18 protein-coding genes and 2 tRNA genes are annotated in these 16,500 nt (G+C 50.2%); 1 reads left to right on the top strand and 19 read right to left on the bottom strand.

Annotated elements, in window-relative coordinates:
- Window positions 1-133: 133 nt before the first annotated feature.
- The 19 genes from DWX00_RS14570 to DWX00_RS14490 form a co-directional block, all read right to left on the bottom strand.
- A tRNA-Met gene (locus DWX00_RS14570) sits at window positions 134-207 on the bottom strand.
- A 33-nt stretch (window positions 208-240) separates the two neighbouring features.
- Window positions 241-313: transfer RNA gene (locus tag DWX00_RS14565), tRNA-Val, on the bottom strand.
- Between the two features lie 91 nt (window positions 314-404).
- Window positions 405-566, bottom strand: coding sequence for a hypothetical protein (locus tag DWX00_RS19725; protein WP_022462017.1), 162 nt, complete (start codon window positions 564-566; stop codon window positions 405-407).
- 179 nt (window positions 567-745) lie between these two features.
- Entirely contained in the window at window positions 746-2,017 is a 1,272-nt protein-coding gene (gene purD / locus DWX00_RS14560) for a phosphoribosylamine--glycine ligase (protein ID WP_055227099.1), read from the bottom strand.
- 5 nt (window positions 2,018-2,022) lie between these two features.
- Window positions 2,023-2,649 carry a phosphoribosylglycinamide formyltransferase gene (gene purN, locus DWX00_RS14555; RefSeq protein WP_055221251.1) on the bottom strand — a complete coding sequence of 209 codons (627 nt, stop codon included), beginning with the start codon at window positions 2,647-2,649 and terminating at the stop codon, window positions 2,023-2,025.
- Window positions 2,643-3,668, bottom strand: coding sequence for a phosphoribosylformylglycinamidine cyclo-ligase (gene purM / locus DWX00_RS14550; RefSeq protein ID WP_055221253.1), 1,026 nt, complete (start codon window positions 3,666-3,668; stop codon window positions 2,643-2,645). The genes purN and purM overlap by 7 nt, the downstream gene beginning before the upstream one ends.
- 25 nt (window positions 3,669-3,693) lie before the next feature.
- Window positions 3,694-4,200: a 5-(carboxyamino)imidazole ribonucleotide mutase gene (purE, locus tag DWX00_RS14545; RefSeq protein WP_022462013.1), complete on the bottom strand. Its 507-nt coding sequence runs from the start codon at window positions 4,198-4,200 to the stop codon at window positions 3,694-3,696.
- A 122-nt stretch (window positions 4,201-4,322) separates the two neighbouring features.
- Window positions 4,323-6,344, bottom strand: a complete 2,022-nt coding sequence (locus tag DWX00_RS14540; protein WP_118595602.1) for an aminopeptidase — start codon at window positions 6,342-6,344, stop codon at window positions 4,323-4,325.
- Window positions 6,345-6,411: 67 nt separating this feature from the next.
- Window positions 6,412-7,023: an HD domain-containing protein gene (locus tag DWX00_RS14535; protein ID WP_117760545.1), complete on the bottom strand. Its 612-nt coding sequence runs from the start codon at window positions 7,021-7,023 to the stop codon at window positions 6,412-6,414.
- Window positions 7,024-7,089: 66 nt separating this feature from the next.
- Window positions 7,090-7,407 (bottom strand): hypothetical protein, encoded by a 318-nt coding sequence (locus DWX00_RS14530; RefSeq protein ID WP_055221259.1) that lies wholly within the window; start codon window positions 7,405-7,407, stop codon window positions 7,090-7,092.
- On the bottom strand, window positions 7,388-7,864 hold the full coding sequence (locus DWX00_RS14525) for a VanZ family protein (protein ID WP_055227152.1): 477 nt from the start codon (window positions 7,862-7,864) through the stop codon (window positions 7,388-7,390). The genes DWX00_RS14530 and DWX00_RS14525 overlap by 20 nt, the downstream gene beginning before the upstream one ends.
- 114 nt (window positions 7,865-7,978) lie before the next feature.
- Window positions 7,979-8,131: a hypothetical protein gene (locus tag DWX00_RS19895; protein ID WP_055221261.1), complete on the bottom strand. Its 153-nt coding sequence runs from the start codon at window positions 8,129-8,131 to the stop codon at window positions 7,979-7,981.
- Window positions 8,132-8,164: 33 nt separating this feature from the next.
- On the bottom strand, window positions 8,165-8,842 hold the full coding sequence (gene pyrE, locus DWX00_RS14520; RefSeq protein ID WP_117802627.1) for an orotate phosphoribosyltransferase: 678 nt from the start codon (window positions 8,840-8,842) through the stop codon (window positions 8,165-8,167).
- A gap of 217 nt (window positions 8,843-9,059) precedes the next feature.
- Complete coding sequence (locus DWX00_RS14515; protein ID WP_055227104.1) at window positions 9,060-10,277, bottom strand: iron-containing alcohol dehydrogenase; 1,218 nt, start codon at window positions 10,275-10,277, stop codon at window positions 9,060-9,062.
- Between the two features lie 228 nt (window positions 10,278-10,505).
- Window positions 10,506-11,447 (bottom strand): C40 family peptidase, encoded by a 942-nt coding sequence (locus DWX00_RS14510; RefSeq protein ID WP_118595601.1) that lies wholly within the window; start codon window positions 11,445-11,447, stop codon window positions 10,506-10,508.
- A 295-nt stretch (window positions 11,448-11,742) separates the two neighbouring features.
- On the bottom strand, window positions 11,743-12,645 hold the full coding sequence (locus DWX00_RS14505; RefSeq protein WP_022462000.1) for a dihydroorotate dehydrogenase: 903 nt from the start codon (window positions 12,643-12,645) through the stop codon (window positions 11,743-11,745).
- A 24-nt stretch (window positions 12,646-12,669) separates the two neighbouring features.
- Window positions 12,670-13,440, bottom strand: coding sequence for a dihydroorotate dehydrogenase electron transfer subunit (locus tag DWX00_RS14500; protein WP_022461999.1), 771 nt, complete (start codon window positions 13,438-13,440; stop codon window positions 12,670-12,672).
- Between the two features lie 107 nt (window positions 13,441-13,547).
- On the bottom strand, window positions 13,548-14,477 hold the full coding sequence (pyrF, locus tag DWX00_RS14495) for an orotidine-5'-phosphate decarboxylase (protein ID WP_022461998.1): 930 nt from the start codon (window positions 14,475-14,477) through the stop codon (window positions 13,548-13,550).
- A gap of 37 nt (window positions 14,478-14,514) precedes the next feature.
- Complete coding sequence (locus DWX00_RS14490; protein ID WP_117509731.1) at window positions 14,515-15,795, bottom strand: dihydroorotase; 1,281 nt, start codon at window positions 15,793-15,795, stop codon at window positions 14,515-14,517.
- Window positions 15,796-16,109: 314 nt separating this feature from the next.
- Here DWX00_RS14490 and DWX00_RS14485 point away from each other — a divergent pair, with 314 nt between their 5' ends.
- Complete coding sequence (locus tag DWX00_RS14485) at window positions 16,110-16,310, top strand: cold-shock protein (RefSeq protein WP_022461996.1); 201 nt, start codon at window positions 16,110-16,112, stop codon at window positions 16,308-16,310.
- The last annotated feature ends 190 nt before the right edge of the window (window positions 16,311-16,500 follow it).

Below are 16,500 nucleotides of genomic sequence, written 5' to 3'. Positions count from 1 at the left end.
AAACAAGCTCTTAGGTAGTCTTATTTTCTCACAAATCCCTGTGGATTTCAAGACACGATTTTGACATGACAGCCATATCATCATACTGTCCATAAAGCCAAAAGAACCCTTGATTTCTCAAGGGTTCCATAAGTAGCGAGAGGGGGATTCGAACCCTCGACACCGCGGGTATGAACCGCGTGCTCTAGCCAACTGAGCTATCTCGCCATATTCATTTTCAACACCGTTTTTCATAAAATATGGGGCCTATAGGGCTCGAACCTATGACCCTCTGCTTGTAAGGCAGATGCTCTCCCAGCTGAGCTAAGACCCCACATCAGTGTTTTATCTGTTGGCTTTTTATCTGTATCACCAACCGACTTCGTTAGTATAGCATTCCACCCGCCAAATGTCAACACTAATTTTCAAATTTTTTCGATTTTTTTCAACTTTTTCTCCCGCCACTCTTTCAGGTACTGCTCCTGTTCCAGATCTTCCCGTTCTTTCTCCCATCCTGCCGCCCGGCAGAGCGTCCATGCAAGCAGAAGAAATACGGCAAAAATCCCCGCCAGACAAACGATTCCCATCTTTTCTGACCGCCTTTCCTGTTCTGATTCTGCTAAAAAGCAAAGGTTCTCCTTACTATTGTATCCGGAACGGCGGCGCTTTATTCCCTTTTCAGAACAAAAAGACAAAGCCGCCAGATTTCCCTTTCACCGGGATTCTGGCGGCTCCATTTTACTCAAAATTAAAATTCACATTCACGTTACGCTTCGTCAATCGCTTTTCCAATATCATGGCGGTAATATTTATTGTCAAAGTCAACCCAGTCAACAGCCTTATATGCATTCGCACGTGCCTCTTTCAGGGTATCGCCAAGTGCTGTCACGCCGAGGACACGGCCTCCGTTTGTCACGATCTCGCCGTCTTTGAACTTCGTTCCTGCATGGAAGCAGTAATAGCCCTCATGCTCTTTGAACGTCTCGAGTCCGCGGATCGGGAATCCTTTTTCGTAGGAAACCGGATAACCGTTCGAAGCCAGTACGATGCAGACACACGCATTATCTGCAAACTGCAGGTCGATCTGGTCGAGAGTTCCGTCGATGCAGGCTTCAAATACATCAATGATGTCTGTCTTCATACGAGGAAGCACAACCTGTGCCTCCGGATCGCCGAAGCGGGCATTGTACTCGAGCACTTTCGGTCCGTCCGGTGTCAGCATCAGTCCGAAGAAGATAACTCCCTTAAACGGTCTTCCCTCAGCTGCCATCGCATCTACGGTCGGCTGATAGATATATTTCTTACAGAACTTATCCACTTCTTCGGTATAAAACGGACTCGGGGAGAAGTTGCCCATACCGCCGGTGTTCAGGCCGGTGTCGCCGTCTCCTGCTCTCTTGTGGTCCTGTGCGGAACTCATCGTCTTGATCGTCTTTCCATCCACAAAAGAGAGAACGGAAACCTCACGTCCCGTCATAAACTCCTCGATGACCATCTCGTTTCCGGCACTGCCGAATTTCTTGTCGAGCATGATCGTCTTGACACCCTCTTTTGCTTCCTCTAAGGTATTGCAGATCAGAACGCCTTTTCCAAGAGCCAGACCGTCGGCTTTCAGCACGATCGGGAATTTTGCAGTCTCGAGATATTTCTCTGCCGCTTCCGGATCGGAGAATGTCTCGTATGCCGCCGTCGGGATATGGTATTTTTTCATCAGGTCTTTGGAGAACGCTTTCGATCCTTCCAGGATTGCCGCATTCTTTCTTGGTCCGAATACGCGCAGTCCCTCTGCCTCAAACGCATCGACAACACCGCCGACCAGCGGATCATCCATGCCGATGACGGTCAGGTCAATCTCTTTTTCTTTCGCAAAAGCAACGAGCTTGTCAAACTCCATCGCTGCAATATCGACACACTCTGCGTACTCCGCAATTCCTGCATTTCCAGGAGCGCAGTAAATCTTGTCTACCTTCGGGCTCTGTGCCACCTTCCAGGCAATCGCATGCTCTCTTCCGCCGCTTCCTACAATCAGTACTTTCATCGCTCTTACTCCTTTATCTTTACGTGTCCGTCTTCTACCGTTACTTTTCCGTTTGCAATCAGATCAATCGCACGCGGCATGATGACCCACTCGGCCTCTTCCATGACGCGCTGCTGCAGTGCCTTCGGTGTATCGCCCTCGTGCACTTCGACTGCCTTCTGCAGAATAATCGGGCCGGTGTCTGTTCCGCCGTCCACAAAATGAACCGTCGCTCCCGTCACTTTGACGCCGCGGGATAATACGCCCTCGTGCACTTTCAGTCCGTAATAGCCCGTTCCGCAGAACGACGGAATGAGGGACGGATGAATGTTGATGATCTTATTCGGATAAGCATCCACAATGCTCTGCGGGATCACAACCAGGCATCCTGCGAGCACAACGAGATCGACGTTGTACGACTGCAGTTTCGCCAGCAGTGCCTCGTTGAATGCTTCTCTCGATGCAAAGGTCTTCGGGGAAAGGCATACCGCATCAATCTCCTTCTTTTTCGCACGCTCCAGCGCATACGCTCCTGCATTGTTGCTGATGACAACAGAAACCTCCGCGTTTGTGATGATTCCCTCGTCAATCGCATCCAGAATCGCCTGCAGGTTCGTGCCGCCGCCGGAGACGAGAACTGCTAATCTTAGCATAACTGTACTCCTTTTTCTCCGTTTTCAATGTGGCCGATCACATATGGCGTATCTCCTGTGGAACGGATGGCTTTCATCGCTGCGTCTACATCTTCCGGATCAACAGCCAGTACCATACCGATACCCATGTTGAAGGTGTTGTACATCATCTGCTCGTCGATATTGCCTTTCTTTGCCATCAGATCAAAGATCGGCGGTACGGTGTAGCTGTCTTTCTGTACAACGGCTACGGTGTTGTCTTTGAGCATACGCGGAATGTTCTCGTAGAAGCCGCCTCCGGTGATGTGGCTGCATGCTTTTACGGTTACACCGGCATCTTTGATGGCGCGGAGTGCTTTTACGTAGATACGGGTCGGTGCAAGCAGGGTCTCGCCGAGGGTTGCGCCGAGCTCATCATAGTATGTATTTAAAGAATCTTTTGTCATATCGAAAACTTTGCGGACAAGAGAAAATCCGTTGCTGTGAACGCCGGTGGAAGCCATGCCGATCAGTACGTCTCCGGCTGCCAGATTTTCACCGGTAATCATGTCTTTCTTGTCACATACGCCGACAGCAAAACCTGCCAGATCGTACTCATCCTCCGGCATCAGGCCCGGATGCTCTGCGGTCTCACCGCCGATCAGTGCCGCATCGGACTGCAGACAGCCTTCTGCAACGCCTTTTACGATCGAAGCGATCTTCTCCGGATAGTTCTTTCCGCATGCGATGTAGTCGAGGAAGAACAGCGGTTCTCCGCCGGCACATGCGATATCATTCACACACATGGCAACGGCATCAATGCCGATGGTGTCGTGTTTATCAAGAATCATGGCGAGCTTCACCTTGGTTCCGCATCCGTCTGTACCGGAAAGCAGCACCGGCTCTTCCATTTCTTTGATTTTTGCCAGGGAAAAAGCGCCAGAAAAACCGCCAAGGCCGCCTAATACCTCCGGGCGCATGGTTTTCTTTACATGCTCTTTCATTAATTCTACTGATTTGTATCCAGCTTCAATATCTACTCCTGCGTTCTTGTAATCCATGGTGAACCTCCCTTGTCCTTTGTTTTTATTTACTGTAGTTACGGTATCCTGTTTCCTGCAGTTTTGCGTCTTTTGCCTCAACCTGCTCTTTCATTTCCTGTGTATATGCTTTCAGTTTTGCAAGCAGTTCCGGATCGGAAGTTGCAAGAATCTTTGCTGCCAGGATTCCGGCATTGGCACCGCCATTGATGGCAACGGTTGCTACCGGAATGCCGCTCGGCATCTGTACGATGGAGTACAGGGAATCACGACCTCCAAGCGATGTGGTATGCATCGGAATTCCGATGACCGGCATTGGGAAAATAGCTGCGCACATACCCGGCAGATGAGCTGCCATACCTGCGCCTGCAATGATAACCTTGAAGCCTTTCTCCTCTGCGGTTTTTGCATATTCGAAAAATACATCCGGCTCGCGGTGTGCGGAGATGATTTTCATCTCGTACTCAATTCCAAATTTTTCCAGCATGTCGGCTGCTTTGCTCATTACCGGCATATCAGAGTCGCTGCCCATCACAATTCCTACTTTAGCCATGTTGTTCTCCTTTTCTGATTAACTGTTCTAAGCGTTATTCATTAGTTATGCTTATATTTATGTTTTAATCATTCAGTTCTGCTTATAATATACTAAGCAGGCGCAGAAATGTCAACCCATAATCAGCCAAAAGGTTCATTTAATTCTTCCGTTCCCGGCAGGACGAAGCGTCCGTCCTCAATGAGAGGGATCGTCGTTCCGTCTGCTTTTTCGACCGCAACCGACTGCAGTTCGCGGTACGGAATCGTGATGTCCGTGTGGCATCCGAAGTATGCTTTCGACGGATCTTCTTTCCGTTTTGCCGAAACCTCGTTCTCGCGCGCGATTACTTCTTTTCCGTCCGGGTTGTACATCGGGCTGTCCTCCGCCCAGGCGTAGCAGGTGTCGCCCATCGCAAAATGCGGGCCCATCTTCTCTGCAATCAGGATCGGCAGTTTTCCGGCGATGCCGTACTGCTCTGCCATCACGTACGCCGTCGTGTTCGTTCCGATGGCAAACTCACCGATCGGCAGCGTCCTGTGGTGATACAGCAGGTTTTCTTCTATATAAGTACGATTGTCCTCTTCTTTTTCGAAGTTTGCGCAGTCATACGCGGTGATCATGCCGTCGGTCAGCGTCAGGCAGAGATCGCGGTAATACAGCTCGTTCAGGTAGACCCCCGTCACATGGAGCACGCCTGTCGTGCCGGTAAGACTCGGGGAAGTAAAGACCTCTCCGACCGGAATATTGCAGTCGGCAACACAGTTCTCAAAATTCGTCTCTTTCGCAGGATCGTTCAGATGATGCAGCATCACGCGCAGATCCGTTCTGTTCTCTCCTTTTCCAAGCACATGCACGGAAACACCCTCGTCGAGCGCATCGATCAGGTACTGCTGGATGCGCTGGTATTTTTCGTAATCGAGCGTGTTGATCTTTACGATCTCACGGAAAATTTTTTCGTAGCGCGGATCGATCTCCGGCATCGGGTAGGCGATGATCGTGTAGCCGTACTCGTCATCCTTGATATAGCGGTTTACAATCTGGCCCGCCTCGTTCTGGAAACCGACACGGAGCTTTTGCTGGCGCTCGTTTAAGTGCAGTGCCTGTTTTTTATTTACTGGCTCAAACGGAACTTCGCCGAAGGTTTCCACCACGGCAGGGCCGGCATAGCCGTCCGCCAGTTCTTTGTACTCGTCGTATTTCACCTGCATCGCGCGGAGCCGTCTCTTCACGAGATCCTCGTTGAGATACAGCGCCTCATCGTTCCGGTGATCGTAGTCATACTGCTTATTCGCAGACGCACCGGCAACCCACGTTCTCCGCGCGCCGCGGGAAATCACCGGCTCGAGTCCCATCTCGCGGAACTGTAATATTGCCGCACGGATCATGCGCTCAAAACCGATGTGGAAGCGGATGCTGACTGTCTTCTTTTTCGACAGATCTTTTCGCGCCACGAGAAAGCACTTGCGGAAGCCTTCTGTGTAGGTGCGTGCCATCGCGTCGATTTCTTCCTGGCTGAACGTATTTAAAAAGCGGGCTGTACCCTTCTCATTTTCGGTGATATATTCGCCGTACTGGTACAGATACCGCAGATCCGTCAGATCAGATTCCATCACAATATCCTTCACAAAGTGCAGCGACGGGTCGACGATTTCGCGCACCTGGTATTCCTGGCGCTCCTCGGCGTAATCGCTCACATACCAGTAAATGCTCTCTTTTACATACTGCGCGGACGGCAGCGTCTCCTCCTCGAACATCGCATACAACTCGAGATACAGCTCCATCGCCGCAGTCAGCCCCAGCAGGCGGTCCTCATAGACCCAGACAACAGCATTTCCCAGCTCCCGGTACAGGCAGCAGAGGCTCCTTCCATGCGTTTCACCAAGTGCCCGCACGGCAAACGCCGGGTTTCCGTAGGAGGTCTCATACCGCTCCCCGATCACATCTTCATACGGCTCGCGGTTAAAAACAGCCAGCTCTTCCTCGGATGCTGTTTTTAGATATCCTTCTGCGATTCTGCTCCGGATCTGGTCCATTTTGCAGAGGTACTGTGCCATCTGTGCAAAAAAATCGCGGTACGGCTGCGGAACGCTTTTTTCCGCCGGAATCTGGCGGATCCGCTCAATTGCAAGCGCATACCGCTCGTTTAATAATTCATCCGTCATAAAAAAATCCCTTTCTGTTTCTCTTTAACTGTTACGAGGGGCAGATCTGCCCCTCATTCTTCTTAACTTATTCCTGTTTTTCTTCCCGGTCGTCAATAATTTTTCCATCCCGGATACTCTGTTCGAGAATCTCTTCCATATAACTCCAGATCTCCTCGGAGCCGGTCGCCGTCTTCTCGTTTCGTTTTAACGGCTGGGAAATCCGCACATTGTGGCTGGTCCAGTCTTTTCCATCGTTCTCATGATTTAAAAGCAGCGGCTGGAAATTGTCCATCACATGGGCAAAGCGCGCTTCCGGTGTCTCATACGCTTCGAACTCGAGCCAGAGATCCATCAGCATTTTTCCCTGATCCTCCGGCAGCAGGCCGTAGATGCGCTCGGCCGCTTTGTGTTCTCTCTCGTCTTTTGTTTTGTTTGCCTCCGCGTCGTACGCATACGTGTCGCCTGCATCAATCTCCACGAGGTCGTGGATCAGCAGCATGAGCATCGTTCTGCCGATGTCGATTTTCTCATTCGAATATTCCTGCAGCAGAAATGCCATCACCGCCATGTGCCATGCGTGCTCCGCGTCGTCCTCCTGGCGCGAATAGCCGCGGATGTGCGTCTGGCGCAGGATCTGTTTTTCTTTATCAATCTCCAGAATAAAATTCAGCTGTTTTTCAAAACGTTCGCGATCCATCTTTTTCCCCTTTTCTTTTATATGTACTCCCGGAGTCTTTCTGTGCTTGATTTTACGAGAGTACATTTATCTCACACCGATCAGAAACAATGCAAGCCATGCGACCAGCATGCCGCCGCTCGTAATCGAGCCGAGAACCGACATTCTGTGGCTGACCTGTTCTTCTTTAAAGCTCTTCATTCCCACATAGAAGCCGTATCCCGACAGAAGGAATGAGAACAGTCCCGCTGCTCCGAGAAAAATGCCTCCGTTTCCGCGGAATGCAAACGATACGATCGAAGCCAGCAGAAACAGAAAGACCGAAGCACCTGCCATATAGAGAGCTTCCTTTCCGCCTTCCGACGGCTTCCGGACAAAATTGTAATTATACTTCTTCCTCGCCATATTTCCATCTCCTGAATTTATTGCAGATCAGGAATGCGCCGCAGCCGATCATGGCTCCAAGCGTATTCAGGATCAGATCATCTACATCAAAGCAGCCCACCTTCGTGATGAGCTGAATCGTCTCCACGCAGAGGCTGAACATAAAACCAAGAAGCGATACTTTCCAGAAACTCTCCATTTTTTTGTGCATCACCGGAACGATAAAGCCGAACGGCAGAAAACCGATCACATTGCCCGCCAGATTTAAAAATGCGGCAAGGAATCCCACCTTTTCGCGGTAAATCCAGAACCGTCTGATTTCCTGAAACGGCACCAGATTGTAACGGTAATCCAGTTCAAAAAAGTTTCTTCTCCCGTATTCTTCTGCAAAAAACAGAAAATAAACGAGCGCAAGAAGATACACCAGAAATAAAATCCGTCCCACAACGCGGATTCTGGCTTTCGTCTCCTGCTTCATCTTCGTTTCCCCTTTCTGCGTTGTTCTCCCCTCTGCTATCAGAAACGCCGGCATACCTCATCGGCGCACGCGCTTCCGAAATATCCCGGCATTTTTTCTTTTTGAAAGGCGCTTTTAGAACATGATTTCCCCGCGTCGTTTCAGCAGGCCTGCCCCGCTTACGATCATCAGAACACCGGTTGCCACGCCAACAACAACCAGTACGGCGCCCATAGCGATATTTCCGCCGCCGACACGTCCCATGGTTTTATAAATCTTTTCATTCATAGCGCAAAACTCCCTTTCCCGGTGTACCGCATCTTATTTCACGCCGTACTCCTCATAATATGCATCAATGGCAGCCTTCATCTTGTCATCGATCTGAATTTTGCCCTGGCATGGACGGTTGTACAGATACGTGATAACGTCCTCCATGGTTACAATGGCATTTGCCGGGAAGCCATAGGTTTCCTGGATTTCCTCGAGTGCGCTCTTATCGCCTTTTCCGCGCTCCATGCGATTTAAGGATACCATCAGTCCTTTGATCTCCACATTGCCCTGTGCCTGGATGATCGGGAAGGTCTCCTCGATGGATTTTCCGGAAGTGGTTACATCCTCAATAATGACAACGCGGTCACCGTCTTTGATCTTGCTTCCAAGCAGCAGTCCTGCATCTCCACCGTGGTCTTTGGCTTCCTTCCGGTTGGAGCAGTAGCGTACTTCTACACCGTAGAGATCATGAATCGCAATTGCTGTTACAACACTGAGCGGAATTCCTTTGTATGCCGGTCCGAACAGAACGTCAAAATCCAGCCCGTAGTTGTCATGGATTGCTTTTGCGTAATACTCGCCGAGACGTTTTAACTGGCTGCCGGTTACGTAAGCGCCTGCATTCATAAAGAACGGGGATTTTCTTCCGCTTTTCAGGGTGAACTCTCCAAATTTTAATACCTGGCTCTCGACCATGAATTCAATGAACTCTTTCTTATACTGTTCCATCTTATTTTCCTCCATATTTTCAGGGGAAGGCATCGGTTCTCGCATGCCGCCCGTTTTTACTTCTATTCTGTTCTATACTACCATAAACGCCTCTGTTTTTCCAGTCCAGACACAGGATTTCGCATAAAAAACATAAAATCCACACAAATAAATTTCATTCTCTGACGCAAAAAATCCCTCCGCCCAGAGAACGGAGGGATTTTGATATGTTTTCTTTTTAGAAATCTACTTCTGTATCATAGTAGCAGCATTTCAGCAGTTTTTCCATCTCTTCAACAGATGGCTGTCTCGGGTTGGATCCGGTGCAGGCATCGGCGATGGCATTTACAGCGATGTCGTGCAGTCTCTCCAGGAATACGTCTTCCGGAACGAAGCCCTGCTCGGTCGGATAGCTGTCTTTTCCGTAGTTCTTGATGCAGTGCGGAATGTTCAGTTTGTCGTTCATGCCGCGCAGATAGTCAATGAGGAGTTTTACTTTCTCTTCCGTTGTCTCGCCGCCAAGTTTCATCTCGTCAGCGATCACTGCATAACGTTTTGCTGCAGTCTCGTCTTTTGCGTTGAACGCGATAACCTTCGGCAGGTACATAGCGTTTGCTGCGCCGTGGATCAGGTGAGCGCCGTAATCAGCGAATGCTGCGCCTGTTTTATGTGCCATGGAGTGAACAATACCAAGAAGTGCATTGGAGAATGCCATACCAGCGAGGCACTGTGCGTTGTGCATGCTGTCACGTTTTGCCATATCTCCGTTGTAGGAATCTACCAGGTCTGCCTGAATCATCTTGATTGCATACAGTGCCAGCGGATCGGTGAAGTCACAGTTCGCTGTGGAAACGTATGCCTCGATTGCATGGGTCATAGCGTCCATACCGGTGTGAGCAACTAACTTTTGCGGCATCGTCTCTGCCAGATCCGGATCTACGATTGCAACGTCCGGCGTGATTTCGAAGTCTGCCAGCGGGTATTTGATACCTTTTTCATAGTCTGTGATAACTGCGAACGCGGTTACCTCGGTTGCTGTTCCGGATGTAGAAGAAATTGCACAGAAATGAGCTTTTCTGCGGAGTTTCGGCATTCCGAATACCTTGCACATTTCTTCGAAGGTGATGTCTGGATACTCGTATTTGATCCACATTGCTTTTGCTGCGTCGATCGGAGATCCGCCGCCCATTGCTACGATCCAGTCCGGCTGGAACTCTTCCATCGCTTTTGCTCCGCGCATAACAGTCTCGACTGACGGATCAGACTCGATTCCCTCAAAAAGCTGTACTTCCATGCCGGCTTCTTTCAGGTAGTCTACTGCGCGATCCAGGAAACCGAAACGTTTCATGGAGCCGCCGCCTACACAGACGATTGCACGTTTTCCTTCGAATGTTTTCAGTGCCTCTAAAGCACCCTTTCCGTGGTATAAATCTCTTGGTAATGTAAATCTTGCCATTGTTCAGAACCCCTTTCTTGTTTTGCTTCTGATGGACAGCTCCGGCAGATCAGATCAGCAGAATTTCTGTTTTTCCTACTCTCTGTTTGAGCCGCCTTTTGTCTTTTGTTTTCGACTTTGTTATTATTATAACAAACTTTTTCAGGGATTTCCAATACAAAAATGATATTTCCTGATGTCAATTATATATGTCTTATTTACTCCCGTGCCGCATGCAATGCCTGTTTTTCACGGTACATCGCTCTTTTCCTCCAGCTTTCCGCTTCCAGATATTTCACGAAAAACACTCCCAACCACTTTCAACGCCTCCGCCAGATCCTCCCGAAAATCCTCATCCCCTCTCCGCAGACTATTCACCCTGCACCCAAACACCCTCTCATGCCCCGTACAGTGCAGATACCTGCCGTCCCCCAGATACATCCCCACATGCCCCCTCCAGAACAGCAGATCCCCGGCCTTCGCCCGTTCCTCCACCAGACACATCTCCTCCCCTTCTCTCCAGATCGCTTTCATCGGATACCCTTCCCTGATATCCGCATCCCGCCAAATCAAAACCCCATTCATCAAATACACCATAAACACCACACCCGAACAGTCAATCCCATCCGCCGCCTTCCCGCCCCACCGGTACTGGCATCCAAGATACCCCTTCGCACACTCCACAACCTTCCTCCGAAACTTCTCTTCCGACCACCCCTCCGGAATCCCCTGCTCCACAAAAAACCTCTCTTCCGATTTTCCCCACAAAAACCGATCCGAATCCAGTCTTTTTCTTAATGCCACCTCCGGCACAAACCCACTGATCCCATTCGCCAGTTTCACCCTGCAATACCCATTCTCCGTCTCCTCCATTTTCTCCACAAAACACCCCCGTCCCAGCGTCTCCAACATCCGCGACTGCACCCGCGCTCCCCTCATCACATCCGCAAACCCGCGTGTCACCACATACGTATTCCCTGCCTTTTCCCTCTCCTCCATCCACTCCCGGCTTTTCTCTTCAATCAAATTCCTCTCCATCCACCCCCGATACCCATAATGCGTCCAAACCTCAATCCACTCCCCCTCATCTTCCCACATCACGCTCCATCCAAAAAACACCTCATCCACCACATCCACCCCATTCTCCTCATACAAAAACGCCCGCTTCACTTTAATGATCCCATACTTCATCTCACATACCACCTTCCATTTTCTATATACTATGCACCCACCACAACACTCTCACGCCGATCCGCCCCCGGCGGATCCAGACCTACTTCGTTTCAGCTCCACACAACCAGACCTCACTGGAATTTGCGCCTGCCGTGTGGCGGGCATAGAAAAAGAGGGCAGAAACTGTGAGCCCGGAACAGGTGCAGGAAAATGGGATGGTTCCCGTTTCCCTGTGCCCATTCTGAGCCACAGTTCCGCCCTCTTTTTCTCGCCCGCCGCACCGCAGATGCGAAGCCGCTCGAGGCCGTCCGTCTTATCTCACCGCCCCGATCAGCGAATTAATATCGTCAACCTTATGCCTTCTCATATACTCTTCGATACCGCGAACCGTTTCAACAGTCGCATACGGATTAAAGAAATTCGCCGTCCCAATCGAAACCGCCGTAGCCCCCGCCAGAATAAACTCCAGCGCATCCTCCGCCGACGCAATACCGCCCATACCAATAATCGGCACTTTCACTGCCTGCGCCACCTGATACACCATCCGCACCGCAATCGGCTTCACCGCCGGCCCCGACATACCGCCAGTCTTATTCGCAATCGCAAACTTCTGCCGTTCAATATCAATCTTCATCCCAGTAAGCGTATTGATCAGCGACAGCACATCCGCCCCGCCGGCTTCCGCAGCCCGCGCCATCTCCGTAATATCCGTCACATTCGGGCTCAATTTCATAATAATCGGCTGCTTCGCATATTTTTTAACTTCTCTGGTGATCGCCTCCACCGCCTTCGGATCCTGTCCAAACGCAATACCGCCCTCCTTCACATTCGGGCACGAAATATTAATCTCCAGCAGATCCACCGGCTCCGAAGTCAATCGCTCCACAACCTCACAGTAATCCTCCGTCGTTCGTCCACACACATTCACCACAATCTTCGTGTCAAACTGTTTCAAAAACGGAATATCCCTCTCACAGAACACATCAATACCAGGATTCTGCAGTCCGATCGCATTCAGCATTCCGCCGTAAACCTCCGCAATACGCGGCGTCGGATTCCCCGGCCACGGCACATTCGCAACACCCTTCGTCACAACCGCGCCAAGCTCCTTCAAATCCACAAACTCACTGTACTCCGCGCCGGAGCCAAACGTACCAGATGCCGTCATAACCGGATTCTTCAGTTCCACACCCGCCAGATTCACACTTGTCTTCATCGCTTTTTCTCCTCCTCGCGTCACTTACAGCTCAATTTCCGTACTTAAAAAGACCGGTCCGTCCTTGCAGATCCGCTTGTTGTGCACATGTGAATGACCATCCACCTCAGTCGACTGGCAGACACACGCAAGACATGCGCCAACGCCGCACGCCATCTTCTCTTCCATCGAAATCCAGCATGGAATTCCCTTTTCCAGACCGTACGCCTTAATCGCACGCAGCATCGGAGCCGGACCGCAGGCAAAAATTACATCTGCTTCCAGATGATCCTCGCGCACCGCATCCATCACATTGCCCTTCACACCGGCACTTCCGTCCTCCGTTGCAATATGAAGATCGCCTGCCGCAGCAAACTCCTCATTTAAGAACAACTCATCGCGGTAACCACAGCAGATGATCGTGTCCGTTCCAAGATCCTTCGCCGTCTGCAGCATCGGCGGAACACCGATACCGCCGCCCATCAGCATCACACGTTTTCCCTTACCTTCCTCGATCGGGAATCCATTTCCAAGCGGCCCTAAAATATCAACCTCATCCCCCGCTTTCAGATGCGAAAACTCCTCCGTTCCTGCACCTGCCACACGGTAGACAATCCGAAGTCTTCCTCCCTCTCGGTCGATCTCACAAAGAGAAATCGGACGCGGCAGAAGACGGCTGCCGTCTTTCGAAAACAGAGAAATAAACTGGCCGGCCTTCGCCTCTTTCGCAATCACTTTCGTGGAAATCCACATGCTGTAAATTCCTTTTGCAATGCACTCCTGACTTTCCACAGTACAGCATTCCTTGATTTTCATAAGCTGAACACTCCTTTTATTTTCTTGAATCGGCGAAAAGCCCAAAATATCCTCCGGCGGACATAACATCTACCCGGCAGACCTTCTGAGCTTTTCACCCTGTATTCTTATTTTGCAGCAGCAAGCGCCCCGCTGATATCCTCAACCATATCCTTTACAGCTGCTCTCGAAGCATCCGCAAAGTTCTCAGTGCCAAACTCGGCATATTTTTCCTGTTTGTAAGCAGCGATAATACCTCTCGAAGAGTTTACGATTGCACCCAGTCCGTCCTCATTGAAGAAGTGAACGAGGTCTTTTCCTTTTCCGCCCTGTGCACCGTAGCCCGGTACCAGGATGTAGGATTTCGGCATTACTTTACGCAGCACCTTGCCCATCTCCGGGTACGTAGCGCCGACAACAGCTCCCACATAGCTGTAATCATCGCCCATGTGCTCCTCACCCCACGCGGCAACCTGCTCTCCGACCCACTCATACAGCGGACGTCCGTCGATGATGCGGTCCTGGAACTCGCCGCTGGACGGGTTCGAGGTTTTTACCAGAACAAAGATACCTTTTTTCTCCTCTTTGCAGACCTTGATGAACGGTTTTACGCCGTCAGATCCAAGATACGGATTGACAGTTGCAAAATCCTCATGGAATCCGGCATAGGATTTGCTTCCCACCTGCACGTGGCCGAGGTGGCCGACTGCATACGCCTCAGAAGTAGAACCGATATCGCCTCGTTTGATATCGCCGATGACAACGAGACCCTTTTCCTGGCAGTAGGAAACGGTCTTCTCATATGCTGCCATTCCCGGAACGCCGAACTGCTCATACATGGCAACCTGCGGTTTTACAGCCGGAATCAGATCGTATGTTGCGTCGACAATCGCTTTATTGAACTGCCAAACGGCCTCTGCAGCTCCTTCGAGTGTCTCTCCGTACTCGGCAAATGCCTTTTTCTGTACGTGCTCCGGCACATAGTTCAGCATCGGGTCCAGACCTACGACGATCGGTGCATTTGTTTTTTTAATGTTTGCAATCAGTTTGTTAATCATCTGCTTACTCTCCCTCTTCTGTTTTTTCTTATAGAAATTACTCAGCTTCGTATACAATCTTGCCGCCGCATACGGTAGCCATAACTTTTCCTTTGACTTTCTTGCCGCCGAACGGAGTGTTTTTGCCCTTGGAAACAAACTCCTTCGGATCGATCACATACTCTGCTTCCGGATCGATGATAACCACATCGGCGTCCATGCCAGGTGCAAGAGAACCTTTCTTGTCCAGGTGCAGGATTTTTGCCGGATTATAGCTCATCTTCTCCGCCATCTGCATCGGGGTGATGATCTCGGTATCCACAAGTTCGGTGATGGTAAGAGCCACGCTCGTCTCCAGTCCGACGATGCCGAACGGAGCTTTCTTGAAGGACTCCTGTTTCTCGGTCAGCGCATGCGGTGCATGATCGGTGCTGATGACATCGAAGACATCGTCTTTCAGACCCTGGCGCAGTGCCTCGAGATCCTCTTTCGTACGGAGCGGCGGATTCATCTTGTAGTTGGTGTCGCCCTTTACGATGTCGTCGCTGCAGAGGGTAAAGTGATGCGGGCAGACCTCGGCGGAAATCGAAACGCCGGCCTTTCTCGCCTCACGCACCATATCCACGCTCTCTTTGGTCGAGCAGTGGCACAGATGCAGGTGTGCACCTGTCTCTGCGGCAAGTACGATATCTCTTGCAACAATCGTGTTCTCTACGGAGTTTGTGATGCCCGGCAGATGCCACTCTCTCGAGTTTGCATCCTCATTCATGCAGCCGCCGTTTACGAGGTTCTTGTCCTCGCAGTGAGCCAGCACCGGAATGTTTTTCTCTGCGGCAATCTCCATGGCCTCTTTGTAGAGCAGCGCGTTCATAACGGATTTTCCGTCCTCGCTGATCGCCGGGATGCCGGCTTTTACCATGCCCTCGATATCGGCGAGCTCTTCACCCTTCTGTCCTACTGTGATGGCGCCTGCCTGCAGTACATTAATCGGAGAAAAACGGTCTGCTTTGATCGTTACATAGTTGACGCGGTCCGGGCTGTCGATGACCGGTTTTGTATTCGGCATCGCTACCAGCGTTGTCACGCCTCCTTTTGCTGCTGCTTTCGAACCGCTTTCAATATCTTCTTTATATGTCTGCCCCGGGTCGCGGAGATGTACATGCATATCGATGATGCCAGGCATTACATAGCAGCCTTTTGCATCTATTACCTGCGCATCTTTTACGCGGATTCCTTTTTCAACCCGTGTAATAACGCCGTTTTCGATCAGAACATCACTGATTTCGTCTTTTTGGGTGGCCGGGTCGATGACCTGTCCATTTTTGATTAAGATACTCATCTTACGTTCTCTGATCCTTTCTTTTCTTCTGGCCGTCGTCCGACCATTTATTCCTTTTTATAATACACGAAATCTTTCCTGAAATAAAGAGTTTTTTCTTGACTTTTTTGATTTGCAAGATTATAATGGTCTCAATCGAGAAGATGTTGAGATGTAATACGTGGTCACTAGCTATTAGAGATTATATTAGCATTCACCTTCAATATAATCTGTAATAGCTAGTGAATTTTTTTATCAAAAGTTCACTCGCTTATGGGGGAACATATGCATTCCCACATCATGCTTATTTTTTAATTTTATGGAGGTAACTCACAATGAACAAGGGAACAGTGAAATGGTTTAACGCAGAGAAGGGCTATGGCTTCATCACAGGCGAAGACGGAAACGATGTATTCGTACATTTCTCCGCTATCCAGGGTGAAGGATTCAAAACTCTTGACGAAGGTCAGGCGGTTACTTACGATCTTACCGAGGGTGCTCGCGGAATGCAGGCTTCCAACGTTGTTAAATGCTAATTAACCATAAGCGAAAGGCCGGAGGATGTATGTCCTCCGGTTTTTTAATTTACGCGGACAACGAGCCAAAGTCCGTGCCTGCACGAGACCTTGGCGACTGCCGCGATAACTTAAGAAACTCGCGGAGCGTGTTTCTCATAGTTTTTTCTATAGCAAGACCCGAAAATAATGCAAAAAAGGCAGTGCTGCA

The sequence above is a fragment of the Blautia sp. AF17-9LB genome (assembly GCF_003479185.1).
Taxonomy (GTDB): Bacteria; Bacillota; Clostridia; order Lachnospirales; family Lachnospiraceae; genus Fusicatenibacter; species Fusicatenibacter saccharivorans.
Note: the sequence above shows the minus strand (reverse complement) of the source record. Positions and strands in the feature narration are given on the sequence as shown.